The sequence below is a fragment of the Ruegeria sp. N8 genome (assembly GCF_056531325.1).
On the sequence record NZ_JBQFLQ010000005.1, the window covers coordinates 254,451 to 271,970 of the forward strand.

Annotated in this window: 13 protein-coding genes; 3 read left to right on the forward strand and 10 right to left on the reverse strand. The window is 56.9% G+C overall.

Features of this window, described 5'->3' with window-relative positions; genetic code table 11:
* Positions 1 to 101 precede the first annotated feature (101 nt).
* The 5 genes from ACR0C5_RS12490 to ACR0C5_RS12510 form a co-directional block, all read right to left on the reverse strand.
* A complete protein-coding gene (locus ACR0C5_RS12490) occupies positions 102 to 2,264 on the reverse strand; it encodes a DUF3141 domain-containing protein (RefSeq protein WP_480876984.1) in 2,163 nt (720 codons plus the stop codon).
* A 242-nt stretch (positions 2,265 to 2,506) separates the two neighbouring features.
* Positions 2,507 to 3,268 (reverse strand): enoyl-ACP reductase FabI, encoded by a 762-nt coding sequence (gene fabI, locus ACR0C5_RS12495; RefSeq protein ID WP_170773221.1) that lies wholly within the window; start codon positions 3,266 to 3,268, stop codon positions 2,507 to 2,509.
* 402 nt (positions 3,269 to 3,670) lie between these two features.
* Entirely contained in the window at positions 3,671 to 4,951 is a 1,281-nt protein-coding gene (locus ACR0C5_RS12500) for a TAXI family TRAP transporter solute-binding subunit (protein ID WP_170773219.1), read from the reverse strand.
* Positions 4,952 to 5,543: 592 nt separating this feature from the next.
* Positions 5,544 to 6,650: a ParB/RepB/Spo0J family partition protein gene (locus ACR0C5_RS12505; protein ID WP_480876987.1), complete on the reverse strand. Its 1,107-nt coding sequence runs from the start codon at positions 6,648 to 6,650 to the stop codon at positions 5,544 to 5,546.
* Positions 6,647 to 7,954, reverse strand: a complete 1,308-nt coding sequence (locus ACR0C5_RS12510; protein ID WP_480876990.1) for an AAA family ATPase — start codon at positions 7,952 to 7,954, stop codon at positions 6,647 to 6,649. Before ACR0C5_RS12510 ends, ACR0C5_RS12505 begins: the two co-directional genes overlap by 4 nt.
* Before the next feature lie 465 nt (positions 7,955 to 8,419).
* On the opposite strand from ACR0C5_RS12510, the gene ACR0C5_RS12515 reads away from it, so the two are divergent.
* Positions 8,420 to 9,103: a DnaA N-terminal domain-containing protein gene (locus ACR0C5_RS12515; RefSeq protein ID WP_480876993.1), complete on the forward strand. Its 684-nt coding sequence runs from the start codon at positions 8,420 to 8,422 to the stop codon at positions 9,101 to 9,103.
* 9 nt (positions 9,104 to 9,112) lie between these two features.
* On the opposite strand, the gene ACR0C5_RS12520 is transcribed toward ACR0C5_RS12515, so the two are convergent.
* From ACR0C5_RS12520 to ACR0C5_RS12540, 5 genes are all read right to left on the reverse strand, one after another.
* Positions 9,113 to 10,726 (reverse strand): N-acyl-D-amino-acid deacylase family protein, encoded by a 1,614-nt coding sequence (locus ACR0C5_RS12520; protein WP_480876995.1) that lies wholly within the window; start codon positions 10,724 to 10,726, stop codon positions 9,113 to 9,115.
* Positions 10,727 to 10,735: 9 nt separating this feature from the next.
* Positions 10,736 to 12,025, reverse strand: a complete 1,290-nt coding sequence (locus ACR0C5_RS12525) for a TRAP transporter large permease (RefSeq protein WP_170785678.1) — start codon at positions 12,023 to 12,025, stop codon at positions 10,736 to 10,738.
* Positions 12,022 to 12,561 carry a TRAP transporter small permease gene (locus ACR0C5_RS12530; protein ID WP_480551158.1) on the reverse strand — a complete coding sequence of 180 codons (540 nt, stop codon included), beginning with the start codon at positions 12,559 to 12,561 and terminating at the stop codon, positions 12,022 to 12,024. Before ACR0C5_RS12530 ends, ACR0C5_RS12525 begins: the two co-directional genes overlap by 4 nt.
* Before the next feature lie 60 nt (positions 12,562 to 12,621).
* Positions 12,622 to 13,620: a TRAP transporter substrate-binding protein gene (locus tag ACR0C5_RS12535; protein WP_170773205.1), complete on the reverse strand. Its 999-nt coding sequence runs from the start codon at positions 13,618 to 13,620 to the stop codon at positions 12,622 to 12,624.
* A 240-nt stretch (positions 13,621 to 13,860) separates the two neighbouring features.
* The gene (locus tag ACR0C5_RS12540) at positions 13,861 to 14,802 is read right to left on the reverse strand and encodes a LysR substrate-binding domain-containing protein (RefSeq protein WP_170773203.1); all 942 of its coding nucleotides are present in this window, start codon (positions 14,800 to 14,802) and stop codon (positions 13,861 to 13,863) included.
* A 99-nt stretch (positions 14,803 to 14,901) separates the two neighbouring features.
* On the opposite strand from ACR0C5_RS12540, the gene ACR0C5_RS12545 reads away from it, so the two are divergent.
* Both ACR0C5_RS12545 and ACR0C5_RS12550 read left to right on the forward strand, forming a co-directional pair.
* The gene (locus tag ACR0C5_RS12545; RefSeq protein ID WP_480877000.1) at positions 14,902 to 16,530 is read left to right on the forward strand and encodes an amidohydrolase; all 1,629 of its coding nucleotides are present in this window, start codon (positions 14,902 to 14,904) and stop codon (positions 16,528 to 16,530) included.
* Entirely contained in the window at positions 16,527 to 17,408 is an 882-nt protein-coding gene (locus ACR0C5_RS12550; RefSeq protein ID WP_480877003.1) for a CobW family GTP-binding protein, read from the forward strand. The genes ACR0C5_RS12545 and ACR0C5_RS12550 overlap by 4 nt, the downstream gene beginning before the upstream one ends.
* The last annotated feature ends 112 nt before the right edge of the window (positions 17,409 to 17,520 follow it).

Genomic DNA, 17,520 nt, shown 5'->3' on the forward strand with positions numbered 1-17,520 from the left:
TTGATTTGGTAAATCCGGTTGCCTCCAAGCTAATAGAGATTGCAGGCCTAAAGCAATGAAATCAGTTCAATTCTGACTGGATTTTGTGTCGCCATTCGATTTCAAGACTTTGCCATTGACGTCTGCGACGCCGCCTTTGGCCCCGTTTCAGCATCGGGACGATAGTCCAAAACGCGCACAAGCAAGTTGGCCATTTCTTCAAGTTCTTTGGAAGGTGTTTTGACTTCCCCTATGATGCGTTTGACCAGATCAACGGCTTCAGTGCGCTGCTCCTCGTCAGGCAACAGATAAGGCAACGTCTCGACTGCACCCTTCGGATCGAAAGTGACGACCAGAGTCTGCTCGTGCAACATACGTTGACGTTCTACAACCGAAATGGATTTGAACGGCGCTTCGTGCCGAAAGATATGCGCCCAGCGGTGCAGAATCTCAGCGCGAAAGCTTTTATGGCTGTCGGCCAATAAGATCAGCATTCGAATGACCGCTTCGGGCAGACCTCCTTGCCGTATATGCGCAAGCACCGTGTTGACCACTGGCAAATTGCGCAAAGACGCTGGGTCCGGCAGGGTTCGGCGCTTGGAATACTCTTGCCCGAACCAAGTTGCGAACGGCCCGCCCCAAGTGGCGAAGAAGGTTGCCTCATACCATGCGTCGCGCAAATCACGGCCCAAATCCATCGATTGCTCGATCCATTCACCGGTGAGTTTTTCCCATTTTAGAAACGGGTTGTCAGCATCGGCTGGCGCGCGCTGCGCTCTGGCGTCCTGCGCCAGTTTCTCGATCCCTTTCGCCATAACTGTGTTCGAAGACATCGAAGAACGCTGTACGCGCAGCGGATGCGCGTCGCGCAAAGCCTGCGCCGTCACCGGTGTCGACATTGTTTGCACGACTGGGCGACCAAAGGTTTCATAGGCACCCGCTTGCACTTCCGACATATGCGCCACGGCGGCAAAGCTGGTTTCATCCTGGCGACCGTCATCCAATGCAGCGACATCTGAAAGCGTTCGATCGACGAACCGAACTTCGAAGGATTTTTCGACCCCGTCCCCTTCGATGTTATCAATGACCATTTCATAAAGACCGGGTGCCATTGCCTCAACTGTTTCAAGTGTAGAGGCGAGGCCTGTGTGCTCTTTGCGCGCAATCTTGGAGGAAACAAAAATGCCCAGATGCCCCACTTCATCATGAAGCATGTAGATAATGCGCTGGCCGCGTACTCGTATCTCTTCTTCGTCCGCATACGTTTCAGCGATCCAGTTCAAAGCCTGTTGCGGCGGCGTGATATTGTCGCCATGACTTGCAAAGACAAAAATCGGCGCTTTGATCGCCTTGAGATCTACGGGAACTCCGGGTTCCAGTTGTGCGGTATTCTTGACGAGCCGGTTTCCAACGAACAGTTGTTCGACAATCCATCGAATTTCGGCCTCGTTCAGAAGAAAGAAACCGCCCCACCAACGCTCAAAATCGATGAAACGCTGACGGCCAGCTTCGGGATCGCGGTACAGGTCGAAATACTTGCCAAAGTAGTTGCGGCTGGGATTTAGCTGCTCGAAATTCATCACCAGATTGGCACCGTCAAATTTGCCGTTCCCCAAATCTGACCAGAGCATCGGCTGCCATGTACCGCCAAGCATCCCACCATTGTAGCGCATTGGATTTTCACCAACTTCACCCGACCAAGGTGCGACCGGCGCACCATTGAGCACCAGAGGCCCAGTCAGATCGGGGTTGCAGGCCGCCATCAGCAAGGTCGCCCAGCCGCCCTGGCAGTTTCCTGTCACAACAGGTTGCGGGCTTTTTGGGTGACGCGCGCTGACGGTGCGAACAAATCCAGCTTCGGCATGCATCACATCCGCCAGTGTCTGTCCTTCGACCGGGTCACGGCCAAAACTCACAAAGTATACCGGGTGGCCCTTCGCCAGCGCCACGCCGACCTGGCTGTCGGACTTGAACCCACCAATACCACCGCCATGTCCAGCACGAGGATCAATAATGATGTAGGGGCGTTTGTGATCGTCTACGTTGATCCCTTGCGGGGGAACAATGCGCAAAAGCTGATAGTTGCAGGGTCGGTCGAGCTCCCTCCCGTCAACCATCACTTCGTAGTCATAGACAAGCACTGGCGGGCAACCGGCCGCTTCATGTTCGAGGAAAACGTCTCCGCGCTCGCGCAAGACGTCCATCGTCAGGGCGACGCGCTGACCTGCATCCTTGATATAGTCCGTCCATGCCGAACCTGCGGATTTCGTCTGCGCGAATTGCACCGCAAGATCTCGCAGATCGTTTGACCATTTCGTAGACCGGTTTGAATGGTGCTCAGTTATTTTCTGTGCCTGATTAGTGGCGGCTTGCGACAAAATTTGGTACTGTATACCAGATTGATCAAGCACACCAGAAATCGCATCAAGCACGTTGCTGTTTACGGTCGCTGTGGTTTTTTCACCGGTTGAAGGGTGCGACGCATTTTCTTTCGCAATTGAATTCCGGGCCATAGGTCAATCCTTCCTCAGACGATGCTGTACCCACCGTCGATGGGGTGTACGCCGCCAGTCACGTTGAACGCCTCGCGGCTTGCAAGAAACGCGGCATAGGCACCGACATCTTCGATGGTCGCCAACTGATGGGTGGGTGCACGCTCGGCAGCGGCGCTCAGCAGTGCATCAAAATCGGACAGCCCGGTGGCCGCGCGGGTTTTCAGAGGGCCAGGCGACAGCGCGTGCACTGAAATGCCTTTGGTCCCCAGTTCTGCAGCGGCATAGCGGACCGAGGCTTCCAAAGCGGCCTTCACCGGCCCCATGATATTGTAGTTTTCAACAACCCGAGTCGCCCCAAGAAACGAGACCGTCATACATGTTCCGCCACGCGCCATCAGCGGTTCGGCCATGCGGATCATGCGCAGAAACGAATGAACAGAAATATCCATGGCCACCCCAAACCCTTCGGCCGAGGTATCGATAACCCTTCCGTGCAGATCATCGCGTGGCGCAAAGGCAATAGAATGCACAAGAGTGTCAATCCGGCCCCATTGCGCCCGAATTGCATCAAACAAGGCGTTTGTCTGGTCTGCATCCCGCACATCCAGCGGCAGACAGATTTTTGCATCAACCTCTTCAGCCAGCGGGACGACGTATGGTTTGGCCTTTTCGTTTACATAAGTCAGCGCGATCTCTGCGCCTTGTGCATGAAGCGCACGCGCGCATCCCCACGCAATCGACTGATCGTTTGCGACACCGATAACAACTGCTTTGTATCCGTCCAATCGAAACATAGCATGCCTTTTTCTGCAGTGCAGCATAGCGCCTTTTCCTCGATTCGGGAAAGACGATTGCGGTGCAATTCTGCCTACGCTGCGTCACAGAACGATGAACACGCACCAGTTTGCTCAAAAACGGGCGAATTATGTCCGGGCTCTTACCGTTTCAGCAATTCGCGCAGTAGACGATAGTATACGCCCGTGCCTTGTCCGGCCACGAGTGTTGAGATGACACTCAAACGGAAACGACGCTCTAAACTTCGGCTCTGTACCTCAGCGGAGTGCGAAGGGGTTTTCCTGGATTGCCGCGTTTGCTCGGGTACTACCTGTGAGCCCAAAGCAACCATATCCGCACTAACTAAAGCGCAAGACCGTATCGAAAGCTCAAATCAAAAAGAAATTTTAGCGCATTGCCTGCTATTGCTGAGGGCCCATCAATTTCGCGTTTCGACGGCGTGCAATCTCCTGTCGAATTAGGTCTATGTGCAAACGTGCATCATATGCGCCTTGGCGATATGCGAGCGGCAGGTTCAGATTTGCAAGTGCGGTGTCCACTTCTTCGAATTTATTGGCGACCTCTTCCACCTCAGCCAAAGTCTGTGTCTTGCTGAGTTCTTCCTCAAGCGCAGCGATGCGCTGGTAAAAACGCCAGACCCTACGCTTTTGAAACCAAACGTAGCCAGACGGGACGATCCGCAGAAAAGGAACTAAGAACAACAAAGGCAATAACAACAGCAATACACTGCCAAATTGCGCTGCGATCCAATATGGCAAGACGCCATGCAAAAAGTTTGGCCCAGAATTTATGAGTTCTGTCGCAATTTTGTTTAGTGGCACAGGCGGTGAAGCCGTGTTTGGATACTCGCGCGCACTTTGCAAAATAGTGGCTTCGCTATGAATGTTCTTCGCTGCATTCACCAACCTATCGGTTACTGCAGGATGAAGATCGGAAGCGGCGATAAGTGAAGCCCTCAACGCTAAGATTTTGACATCCTCCGGCGGCCTCGGAGGGTCCAGTGTGATTGATCCTGCCGGTACAGTTACCGAATTTGCGCCTGAAAGTTTCAATGCCAGAGCATCGACCAAAGCCATGGGAACGAAAACGATTTCTGGATCAAAAATTGCGTCCATAAGATAAGGCGCATCGAGGGGTGCGACAAACAACGCTGCATCCGCTTCGTTGGAATACAACGCCTCTATTGCATCGTTTCCCCCGGCATCGACTAGGGTTATGCCGACATTTTGCAAACCTGCGGCCTCAATTAGCGATAAAGCAGCGGCGCGAGTACCAGACGCCTTGGTTCCTGCTGCTAAACGTATGTCTCCCCATTCGCCTGCATTGGCCCCAACTGAACTAGACGTTCCACGGAACACCACCATGGGTTCAAGAAAAATGGCACCCAGGGACTGCAAGTTTTCGTCCTGAGGTAGTTCAAGACCGCCTTGAACAAAAGCGGCATCCACTTCGCCGGAAACAAGTTTTTGAATGTTCTCAACGGACCCCTCGGTTTCAACCAGAATTACCTGAATGCCGTCACGTGCAAGTTCTGCTTTATAGAGTTGTCCAACTTGCCAGTATCCGCCGCCGTTTATGCCAGCAGCCAGCTTAATATTGTTGGGCGGTTTCAAACCAAAGATCAGAAAAACAACCAAACCGACAAACATAATCGGAAAGAGAATGAAAAGAGCTAAGCGCATTTATTCCCACATTCGGATGATCGGAACCGTTAAGTCGTTCTCATTTGATAGCAATCTTTTTGCCAACGAGAAACTGATCCCAGCGATTGGCACTCGTAGCTCTTATGAGCGTCAAGACCCATAAGTATGCACCTGATACTCCTGATCGAGTTTGTGTTATGCATCAGCCAACCAGTCTTGTAATGATCATAATAGAGACTTTTTGCGCACTACATGATTGAGCACATAATCTATCCTTGTCACGAACTAGACAGCCAAAGCGGCATTCAAGCCTACTAAATAAGGATTTGACTCCAATACATCCCCTTGTGTCCACCTCCTGCAGCCCCCCCTGCCCTTACATGTTGCGCCGTTGCCCTACCGACCGCTGTGCTTACTGGGTCCACGAACCCCTCCTTTGTAGACAGACCCAGTCATTGCGTTCCAAGCATCCAATCCCAAGCTCGCATCATGTGCCTGGGCTCGGCCACAAGATTCTCTGCCAACTACCATCAAGTCCAAAACAGCTTATGGGAAAACCCGCTCTAAAAATGGCGCACGAAAAACGCCAGACACTAGCCCGGCGTTTCTGTTTGTTAGCATGTTGCTGATCTTACCCGTGGGTAAGGTCGTCGTCTTCCTGCAACTCGTCCAGCAATGAGGCGATCGCTTGCTCTAGCTTGGCACGGTTCACCCGAGTGAAGTCCAGATTATAGCGCAGTTCAATTCGCCCGCTTGAGGCCGAGCACTTCGCCACCCCTGCCCTGCCCGAAACTTGAAACGTAGTCTTCGCTCGCCGCGTCTTTCCACCGCTTGCACCTGGCACTTTCTTGGGGTTGTCAGCTGTCGGCTCTAAAAACGAGCGGAGAATAGCAACCTCGCGCGCGCCGTCGCGATCCGGTTCGTTCATCAAACTGGTGCTCACATGACGCGCCAAACCGGGATCGGCATCCAACTTACGTTTCAGCTCAACGCCGACATTGCGCGGAATATCGTTAGGATGCATCAGCACCTTGTCCAGCATCATCAGCAGGCTGGCGAAAGATCGGATATAGCTGCGTTTGGTATAGCTGGCGGACTTGAACAAAAGCGCAACGGCCTTGTCCACGTCCGGGCATTCATTCGCAGGGTTCTCGGCAAAGGCCCGCGCCAATGCACCCATTTCCGCAAATGAGATATCCTTGCGGATCAGGTTTTCATCTACCATGCGACGGTAGCTGTCATTCAGATCCGCGCCTTCCGAAATGCCCGCCGGGATAGCCGCATACACTTCATTGCCGGTTTCCTGATACAGAGCTCGATAGGCAGACAATCTCCGCATCCCTTGAATGAGCTCGTACCGACCATCAGCCCGACGCTCCAACCGGATTGGGTTCGACAATCCGATTTCGCGGATCGAATCCTTCAACTCGTCCAATTCAGGATCCGGGCCGTCCTTGCGATCCCGGGTCAGCTTTTCAGTTACCACATCAGCCAGAAGTACATGCTCAGTCACCAGACCTTCGGACCGCAGACGAACAAGCTCATGGGCCAGGCGATCGTTTTCGGCGCGTATGGTGTCCTCTGTCGATTGTTGCCCGCGCAACGCTTCGGCGTTTTCCGAGATCGCGGCGGCCATCGGGCCGCGGCGTTTTTCCAAGACCTTGTCAGGAACTTTGCCAACCGGGATATCCTCCATGGAAGGCATGTCGATGTCGAACATTCTGCGTTTGCGGCTCATGCGTCATCCTCCAATTGGTCCCAGGCCGAAAGCATCACGCCCCGGAATTCCTCGTACACGTTATCAAATGTAGACCGCGCCCTGCGCCATGTCTCGCGCGTCATTTCGCGGTAGTCCATCTCATAGACCGAACTCAGGAACCGACCGGATTGTTCGACCGCACGGGTCATTTCAACCGGATGCTCGGCCACATGTTCGCCAAACACTTTCTTGAACGCTTCGAACATAGCCGAATGCAACGCGTTGCCCGGCTCGTACCGGGTCAGCAAAAAGCGCATTTCACAGAATGTCTTGGGTAAGCTGATCTTACCCGTGGGTAAGGTCTTGTCGAAACCGTAGGCAAGATCTTCAAGCGCTTCGGCCAGCTGGCCAATGAAAGAGGTTGTCGAGTCGTATTCCCAATAGCCGGGCCCTGAGGGAATATAGAGCATGTCTGCCGCGAACACCGCGTTCATGGATTGATACCCAATCGCCGGGGGGCAATCGAACAGGATAAGGTCATAGGCATCATCGGGGATCTGATCGAGATAACGCGAAACAGCCGCGAAGAAAGACCACTCTGGGTTCAAGTGACGATACTGGGCCGAGGCGAACTCGACAAAGGCGGCGTTGGCGCAGGAGGGGACAACGTCAATGGTCGACCACGAGCTTTGCTTGATGAAATCCCCAATCCGAAGATCGCCCAAGCCCATATCCGTGATCGATGGCGGCAATTCGCGGCGGGGCAGGGCGGTGCCTGATTCAGCAGCGACAGGGCGGTTGTTCATACGCTCGGTCTCGCGGATCAGGTCGCGGGCCATAATGCCCCAGACCGTGAAATCTTCGGCCACATCGGTCAGGCCCATGGAATGGCTCAAAGTGGCTTGCGGATCGAAATCCACCACCAGCACGCGGTAGCCATCCAGCGCCGCCGCATGAGCCAAGTGAAGCGCAACGGTCGACTTACCAGCGCCACCTTTGAAGTTTGCCACCGCCGCACGTATCGCGCGCTTACCAACGGGGCGGGGCGGCATAAGAGATTTGCGGTTCACCTTGAGCCGCCGGCGGAGCTCATTCACCTCTTCCAGGCTGAACCAGCGTTGCCGGCCGTCTGGTTCCACCTCACCACCCGGCAGCGAGGGATCCGCAGCCAGCTTGCCCCGAAAGGTCGACTGGTTAATGCGAAAGATCAGCTCGGACACTTCCCAGCTGGAAAAACGACGAAGAGTCTTCTCCATCTCAGGACTAAAGGTTTGCTGCCGAATCCAGCCCTGCAACTTAAGGGACTGGTTCCGCAATGCGTTCAGGTCTTCGTGCGTATACATGCCTCGGGTCTCACTATTATGGACGCTATTTTTTATGATTTCACTATTTACGCCCTATTTGCACTTTAAGCAAAAGAAAATATACTCAGATCACGATCTTACCCATGGGTAACATAAACAAGGGAAATCAACGTCCTTCAGGACCCGAATCGCGGTGATTCGCAGTGCCTCTGGAAAATAAGGTAGAACGCTATATTTAGGGGGGCGTTAGACTCTCTATCGGTCGATTTGGGGGGACAAATATGCCACTTAAGGGGACAACCAGAATGTCCCCCATCACCAATACTTCACCATTTTTCTTTTTTGAAATTGGATTTGAGTTGCTGAAAAACCGGGTCAAATCAAACTTCTCTTGACAGAATCGTCGCTTTGGACGCTAATCAGGGCATCAAGACGAAAAGCGTTGGCAAACAGCGCAACAGGGGTGGAAACTCCGCCCGAGGCAGACAGAGCGGTAAGATTGGAATGCAGGTTGCAAAACCGGTTGGGCTAAACGCGCCCGCCATAAAATATGATATCCTGTCCGCGATGACGGTGCACGCTTTGTCAGGCGACAAGCATCGGCAGCGCAGTATTCTACGCATCATTGCGTTGATCACCACGCGGTATAACTGGCGCGCGAATGAGTTGTCGATCGGGCGGGAAGAGATTGCGCGGCTATGGTCGGTGAATGAACGCACAGTCAAACGTGAGATGTCCAAGCTGCGGTCTATGGGTTGGATTGCGGTCAAACGCCCCGCCGCGCGGGGCAGGGTGGCGGTGTATGAGCTGGACCTCAAACAGGTGATGATCGACACGTCCGAGGTTTGGCCGACGATTGGCGCGGACTTTGTCGCGCGGATGTCAGACTCGCCCGAGCCCAGCACAAATGTGGTGCCGTTTAAAGTGAAACCTCCGGCGCCCGAGGAAAGCGATGGAGATATCTGGACGCAGGTTCAGGCCATTTTGCACGGGCGCGATCCCGAGCTTTGGGCCAGCTGGTTTCGCCATTTGATCGAGGCCGAGAGGGCAGGGGGGACCGTAACCCTTGTCGCCCCCTCGCGGTTCGAGGCGGACTATATCCATCGCAACTGGTCCGAGCGTCTGCTAGCCGCCTATAGCCGCATCGCGCCCGAGATCAGAAAAGTGCGGATCGAATCCAGCGGCTAGACAGGAGGGTTAACCAGAAGCACTGAAATCACGCAGAACCTGACCGGAATTGCTGGATGTGCGCAGGCCGTTCCGCATCGCCAATGCCCCGTTCACCAGCACATATGCAATGCCCGAGGCATAACGGCGGGGGTGTTTCGCGGTTGCGTTGCTGGCAATATTGACCTGATCGAACACGCAGATATCGGCCTGTTGCCCTGCGGCCAAAACCCCGCGGTTCTTGAGTCCCAACCGATTGGCGGGGATCGAGGTCAGCTTGGCCACCCCCTGTTCCAGAGACAGCGTCGACTTGTCCCGCACGTAGTATTGCAGGAACCGAGCGGCCCAGCCGTAACCCGATAGCGAGCCAATGTGGTCCTTCAGGACGCCCTCATTGGCGATGGCGACAGTGTCCGAGATCACGGCGCATTCGGGTTGTTCCAGACAGAGTTCCACATCCGAGTTGCGGAAGGATTTGGACGTCCACATGCAGGCCATCAGGTTCTCGCCTTCCTCCATCAGGATATCGAGCACTGCGTCATAGGGGTGGCAATTGCGCATCCGGCCGATCTCGGCGAAGTCGGCGCCGACGATGTCCTTGTTGACGGTGGCGTTCAGCAAGACGATGTCCGACCATTTCTCGGCCTTGACGATCAACCACATGGGTTGGGGGTTGGCCTTGATCCGCGCGCGGGATTCAGGGTCAGCCAGTCGCGCAAGCACATCGTCCACGGACCCTGCCTGCGCCCATTTCGGCAGGATCGCCGCCATGAGGGTATGGTTCCAGTCATGCGGGATGACGTCAAAGGCGATGTCCACGTCGTGGCGGCGAGCCAGGTCGATCATTTCCAGTGTGTGGTCCATGGCATAGTCCGGCGCGCCGAATTTGGGCTGGATATGGCTGATCTGCAGCTTGGAGCCGGATTGGCGTGCCGTGGCGATAGCTTCGGCAAAGCCCAGATCGTAGTGCGTATCCCGGTTGCGCACATGGGTGGCGTAGAGGCGTTTGTATTTGGCCGCGACCTCACACATCGGCACCAGATGTTCCGGCGAGGCGAGGCTGCCAGGGAAATATTCCAGACCCGAGGAGAACCCGCCCGCGCCTTCGTCCATGCATTGATCGACCAGCCGGGCCATTTCGGTGACGTCTTCGGCCTCGCCCGGATGAAGCTGATCGCCCAGAACCGCGCGATGCACGGTGCCGTGGCCGACAAAGGCCATGACATTCACGCCGAGTTCGGTGCGATCCAGCACATCCAAATAGTCGCCGAAACCCAGCCACGTGTCATGCTTGGCCTGATCGGTGTACCACGGGGCCACGCGGCTGATATCGCCTGGGCTGTTAACGGGCGCGCAGCTGATACCACATTGGCCGATCACCTCGGTCGTAACGCCCTGATGCACCTGACTTTCCGCGCGTCCATCAGCGATCAGCGTGAAATCGGAATGAGTGTGCATGTCGATGAAACCCGGCGCGACGACCAGGCCCGAGACGTCGATCTCTTGCGCGGACTTCTGCCCGGTCAACTCACCGGCGGGCAGGACGGCGCTGATGGTCTCGCCTGTGACTGCCACGTCGCCCAAATAGCCGTCCTGTCCCGTACCATCGACAATGGTGCCGCCTTTGAGAACAAGATCGAACATGGGTGCCTCCTATTTCGCTTCTCCGTACAGCCAGTCGGGCAGGAAGGTGGTGAGGTCGGGGAAGAATATCAGGATCACCATGCCGATGATATAGGCGAGGATGAACGGCAGGACGGCGACGGATATGCGTTCGATGGATATCCCGGAGATCCGCGCCGCAACCGTCAGGTTGGCGCCAAGGGGAGGTGTCAGGAACCCGATTTCGCAAGTGATGACGGTGAAGATACCGAACATCACCGGATCAACGCCCAGAGAGCTGACCAAAGGCAGGAACACAGCGGTGAAGAGGACGATCTGAGCCAGCGACTCCATGAAAGTGCCGATGAAGATGTAGAACACGCCGATCAGCAGCAGGACGAGGAATTTGTTCTCGGTGATCGAGGTGATGCCGTCTTGCACGGCCGTGGGCACGTCATAGAACGCGGTCAGTTGCCCGAAGGCCAGCGTGGGCGTCAGCAGGATCAGGATGCCGGTCAGCAGCGAGGTAAAGCGCAGCGCTTCGATCAGCTTTTTCAGGGTCAGTTCGCGATAGATGAAGAAGCCCACGAATAGCGAATAGAACACGGCCACGCCGGCGGCCTCAGTCGGAGTGAAGGCCCCGCCATAGATGCCGCCAAGGATCAGAACCGGCGCGCCGATGGACCATTTTCCGTCCCAAGCCGCGCGCAGGAAAGGACCCCATGAGAACCGCTCGCCGTCGCCGCCATATCCGCGCCGGCGGGCGACGATATAGGTGGTGATCATCAGCAGGATCGTGACCATGACGCCGGGAATGAGCCCCGCCAGAAACAGGCGCGGGATCGAGGTTTCAGACACCAGTCCGTAAATGATCAGCAGGTTCGAGGGAGGGATAAGACTGCCCAATGCGCCTGCGCTGGCGGTGATGGCGGCGGCGAAGGGCACGTCATAGCCTTCGCGTTTCATTGCAGGCACGGTTACAGACCCAATCGCCGCCGTGGTGGCAGGGCCTGAGCCCGAAAGTGCGGCAAACAACATGCAGGCAAACACTGTCACCAGCCCCATCGAGCCGCGATAGGCCCCCACCAGATTGGTCGCGATCGAAATCATGCGGGTGGCCATGCCGCCCACTTCCATCAACCGTCCAGCCAGCACAAACAGCGGAATGGTCAGCAGCGGGAAGGGGGTCAGGCTGCCATAGCCGGTCTGCGCCATCAGCGTATATGGGATGTCGATCAGATACAGCGCCAGCGCCGTGGTCAGACCGACCGACACAAAGAGCGGCACGCCCATGACGGTCAGCACCACAAAGGCGATGGCCAGGATCATCAGGGCGCTCATATCTGATGCTCCTGATCCTTGGTGGTTGCTTCCCATTCCTCATCCAGCATTCCGGGCAGGCCGTTGCGCCCGTCGCGCCACCAATTGACATAGGTCTGCGCCAGGCGGATCAGCATCAGCCCATAGCCGATCACTAGAATGGTTTGGGGGTAGAATTGGTTGATGCCCAAACTGGGGCTGGTTTCGGGAAAGCGCCAGAAGACGGTCAGATAATCCCAACTGATCCGCAGCATGAAGAGGCAGAAGAAGGCCCAGAAGATATCTGCGATGAAGATGACGATCTTGCCGAAGCCGGTGGGTAGCGCCTGTACCGCGACCATAATTCGGATGTGGAACCGCTCGCGCACACATAGCGATGCGCCCATATAGACCGCCCAGACCATGCACATGGCGGCGGTTTCCTCGGTCCAGTGCAGCGCCACCTGAAACACGTAGCGCGCCACCACCTGCGCAAAGACTGCCACGGCGATCACCGCCAAACAGGTGCAGCAGATCAGTTCCTCGAAATGCCGTTCGAGCCACTTGAGTGCAGCCATTTTGTCCCTCGTCCGCTTGCCGGGCCGAAAAAAGGGCGCCTTGTGGCGCCCCGGTTTTTTTTATTGGGCGGCGGCCTGAATGGCGTTCACCAAGGCGATGAAATCATCACCGCGTTTTTCCGCGAACTCCTGCTGCACGCCTTGGGCCGCGGCAATAAAGTCAGTGCGATCCGGGTCGGTGCGGGCCATGCCGCCTTCGTCAACCAGCCACTGGCGGACCTCTTCGGTTTCGGTCGCGACCTGAGCGGCAAATTCGGCCCCGGCCTCGGCAGCGGCGGCCATGATCTGGGCACGCTGTTCATCGTTCAACTTCTTCATGAAATTGTCCGACGCGAACAGAGGTGCGAAGGCCACGAAATGCTCGAGGATGACCAGATGCGGCTCGAACTCGAAGAACTTCATGTCGCGAATGAAGGATGTTCCGTTGTCGCCACCATCCACGGTGCCAGTTTGCAGCGCGGTGGGGGTCTCGGACCACGCAAGCGGCACTGGGTTTGCGCCAAAGGCTTCGAAGGTGGCAATCATCACCTCGTTCTTGGGGACGCGGATTTTCAGACCTTCCATATCCGCCATGGTGTTCACGGGGCGCACCGAGTTGTAGAAATCCCGATAAAGCGCCGGACCAAAGGCCAGCAGATGCACGCTGGTATCGGCTTGCAATTGATCTTTCATCTGCTGTCCGACTTCGCCGTTCAGCACCCGGTCCAGATGTTCGGCGTTCTGGAAGATATAGGGCAGCACCGTGACATCCATCAGCGGCCAATGGGGTGACACATTGTTGGCGGTGATAAAGAACCCATCAACCGTGCCAAGCTGCATGGCCTTGAACGCCTCGTCCTCGCTGGAGATCTGGTTGCAGCAGCGCAGTTTGACTTCGATTGCACCGTCCGAGTGCTCGGCCACTTTTTCCTGAAAAATCTTGCCGAACCGGCCATAGAGCGATTCCTCTGGCGCGCCAAAGCCGACATTCATCGTGATGTCAGCGGCCAGTGCGGATGTGGCGGAGAGTGCGAGTGCCAGTACCGGCATCGTCACCGTTTTCAAGTTCCAAAGTTTCATGAAGTCCTCCTGGTTGGTGCGTTCTTGTTGTTTGATCTTGCCGTTTGCCGCCCCGATTTTGTTGATATTCCGTAAGCCTATTACGGGGCGGTAGAATTCTGCAAATCCCAGCGCGCCAAAGAGTGTCAGGCAGCTAAAGCCTGATCCCTCGGATCTGTGAGTGGGACGGGGAAACGCTACCCAATCCTCATTGATGCAGAAAACAGTTGTTTTCTGGGGGTATTATTGCATTTTTTGGGTTTATTGCGCCGCGTACGGCGTAGGCTGCGTCAGGAGGTGATCAAACCCGCCCTGATCCGAGATCTCGCGGCAGGTTTCCAGCACCTTGCGCACCAGGGCCGAGCGTTTGCCCGCGCCGGTATAGGCTACCCCGTAAAAAGGCGCATCCTGATCCCCTGAAATCGGCCGCGCGACATAGCCGTTCTGACCTTTGCGGTCCAGCGGCCCGCAGATGTTCAGAATGGCATAGCCCAGATCCGCCGCGACCATCCCGCGCAGAACCGAGGAGCTTTTGGTGGTGTGGGCAATACGCGGGCGCAGCCCTTCGGTGGTGAACAGTGCCTCGAAATAATCCGGGGCACCAGGCAGATCCAGCAGGATCATCGGCAGGTCGGCCAGATCGGACAGCGCCACCTGGTCCTTTTGGGCCAGGGGCGAGACATCGGGGATCATCGCAATTGGTGCCGCCTTGAACATGGGCAAGAAAGGCTGCGCCTTGGGCGCGGCGCGGCGATAGGTCAGGGCCAGATCGACCACGCCGCTGTTGAGCATCTCAGCAATGCTGAGCATATCGCCCTCCTTAATCTCGACTCTGATCTGGGGGAAATCCTGCGAAATGCGCTTGAGGATCGGCGGCAGAACATAAGGCGCGGTGGGGGCATAGCAGCCCAGACGCAGAGTGCCAGCTGGATCTCCGGTTAGGGTCAGCAGATCGGATTCGAAGATGCGCGCCTGTTCCAGAAAGGTGCGGATACGAGCACCGATCTCGATGCCTTTGTCGGTGGGGACAATGCCCTTGGCGGGCATCCGCCGCAACAGTTCGGCCTGGGTCGTGCTTTCGATCATGTCGATGGCGGCCGTGATCGAGGATTGCGAGATATTCATTTCGACCGAGGCCCGCGCGATCGAACCGGTGCGCAGGGCCGCATCGAAATACTGAAGCTGTTTGAGGGTAAAGCGCACGGGTAATTCCTGTATTTTTTGTGTGATACTCTGATACTAATTCTATTTTTCCAAGTGACCAAGCTTGGCTAGCTGTAGGAGACCCGAGAGGAGGAGGACATGGGCAAAACGCTTCTTTTCCATGCGAAATCCGTGGTCACGATGGACAGAAACCAACCGCGCGCCAGCCATGTGGCGGTGCGCGACGGGCGGGTTCTGGCGGTAGGTGGACCGAATTGCGCGGACCCGTGGGGCGGGGCCGAGGCCCATGTCGATCTGACTGACACGGTGTTGATGCCGGGTTTTGTCGAAGGCCATGCGCATATGATGGCTGGGGCCATGTGGGACTATGCCTATTGCGGCTATCACGACCGGATCGACCCGCAGGGTCAGATGCACAAAGGTATGACGCAGATTGATCAGGTCATTGCGCGGCTGTCAGAGTTCGAGGCGACCCTGGCACCGGAGCAGCCGCTGATCGGCTGGGGGTTCGATCCGATTTTCCTGACCTCGGAGCGGCTCAGCCGCCATCATCTGGATCAGGTCAGCACCACGCGTCCCATCGTTATCATCTTTTCGAATTTTCACCTGCTCTGCGGCAACAGCGCAGCGCTTGCACTGGCGGGCTATGGCGCTGCCACCAATGTCGAGGGCGTCATCAAGGGGTCGGACGGTCAGCCGACCGGAGAGTTGCAGGAAATGGCCGCGATGTTTCCAGTCATGCGCCGGACGGGGATCGACTTTCGCGACCTGACGCAGACCGATGCGGCACTGCGGTCTTATGGCGAGGTCTGCAAGCGCGCGGGTGTCACCACCGTGACCGATCTGTTTGCCACGCTGGGCGATGAGGATGTCGCGCGTTTGGCCGCTGCGACTGCGCGGTCGGATTTCCCGGTGCGTCTTGTCCCTGCGCTGGGGGCGATGGGCGGCACCCCGGCCGAGATTGCGGCACAGGCGCGGGCGATGCGCGACCGCTCGACCGAGAAGCTGCGGCTAGGCGCGGTTAAGCTGATGACGGATGGATCCATTCAGGGGTGGACAGCGCGTGTGCGGGCGCCGGGTTATGTGGGCGGGCAGCCGAACGGGCTGTGGAACACCGCGCCCGACCAGATTTTCCAGCTGTGCGAAGAGATGCAGCGCCAGGGGCTGCAAATGCATATTCATGTCAACGGGGATGAGGCGGCCGAGGTGACGCTGGACGCGTTGGAGGCGGCGGCGCGCAAACATCCGTGGCCGGGTGCGCGCCACGTGTTGCAGCATTGCCAGATGATGGATGACGCCCTGTTTCGCCGCGCGGCTGAGCTGGGCGTTGCCTGCAACATCTTTGCCAATCACCTGTGGTATTTCGGCGATCAGCACACGGCTCTGACCATCGGCCCGGATCGGGCGCAGTCGATGGATGCGGTGCGTGATTGTCTGGATGCGGGGGTGATCACCGCCATTCACTCGGATGCGCCGGTGACGCCTATGGGGCCGCTGTTTACCGCGTGGTGCGCCGTGAACCGCCGCACCATGAGCGGCCAGACGTTGGGCCCGGCGCAGTGTATCTCGGTCGAGGAGGCGCTTTATGCCATCACTCTGGGCGCGGCGCAGACGTTGAAAATGGATGCCGAGATCGGCTCGATCCAAACCGGAAAGCGCGCTGATTTCGTACTGTTGGGCGCGGATCCGACCGCAGTTGCCCCGGACGCGTTGAAAGATGTCGCCGTCTTGGGCACGGTGCTGGGCGGTGAGGTGCATCGGTTATGACGCCGCTGCCCATGACGGTGATCGGAGGCTATCTGGGTGCCGGCAAGACAACACTGATCAACCGGATTCTGTCCGGCGATCACGGGTTGCGCATTCTTGTGCTGGTCAATGATTTTGGTGCGATCAACATTGATGCCGACCTGCTGGTTTCGGCCAAAGAGGACACGATAGAGCTGGCCAATGGCTGTGTGTGCTGCACCATGGGCGCTGATCTGTTTCTGGCGGTTGGCGATGTGCTGGACCGTCGCCCAAGGCCCGATCATCTGATCATCGAGGCCAGCGGCATCGCCGACCCCGCGCGGATTGCAAACGTGGCGCAGGCAGAGCCCGATCTGGACTATGCAGGGATCGTGACGGTTGTGGACGGTCAGCAGGTGCAGGCGCTGTGCGCTGATCCGTTGATTGCACCGCAGGTTCAGGGGCAGATCGCCTGCGGCGATATCGTTGCGGTCAGCAAATGTGATCTGTCCCCGGCGTTGCGACAAACCCTGTCGGGCCTGAATACCACAGCGGTGCTGACCCGGACGCAGGATCTGGACATCGCGCAAGTGCTGATCGCACCGCAGGGTCCGATTGATCTGCCGCAGACCCCGCACCCGGCCTATACCAAGTGGTCGTTCACCGGCCCGGATCCGGTTGATCGGACGGCGTTGCAAGCCGCCCTGCGTGCCCGCCCCGAGGGGCTATTCCGGGTCAAAGGGCAGTTGAGGGGCCTGGATGGGGCGGGTCTTTTGGTGCAGGTGGCCGGGCGCGACATTGACATTGGCGATATCGAACAACCGGCGCAAAGCCAGTTGGTCGGGATCGGTCTGGCGACCAAATTATCAGCGAAGGCATGTGACCTTTGGTGGACGAAGTCCGCGTTGCGAAAGCAATAGTCGCAAAGGATTGAATATCTCCTCTGAAATACCCGTTGCGCGAAAATAAATAGATGAGACAATGCAGTCACCGGCAAGGTTAGGGTGGTTGAGCCGCAGGGGAGGCGACTGA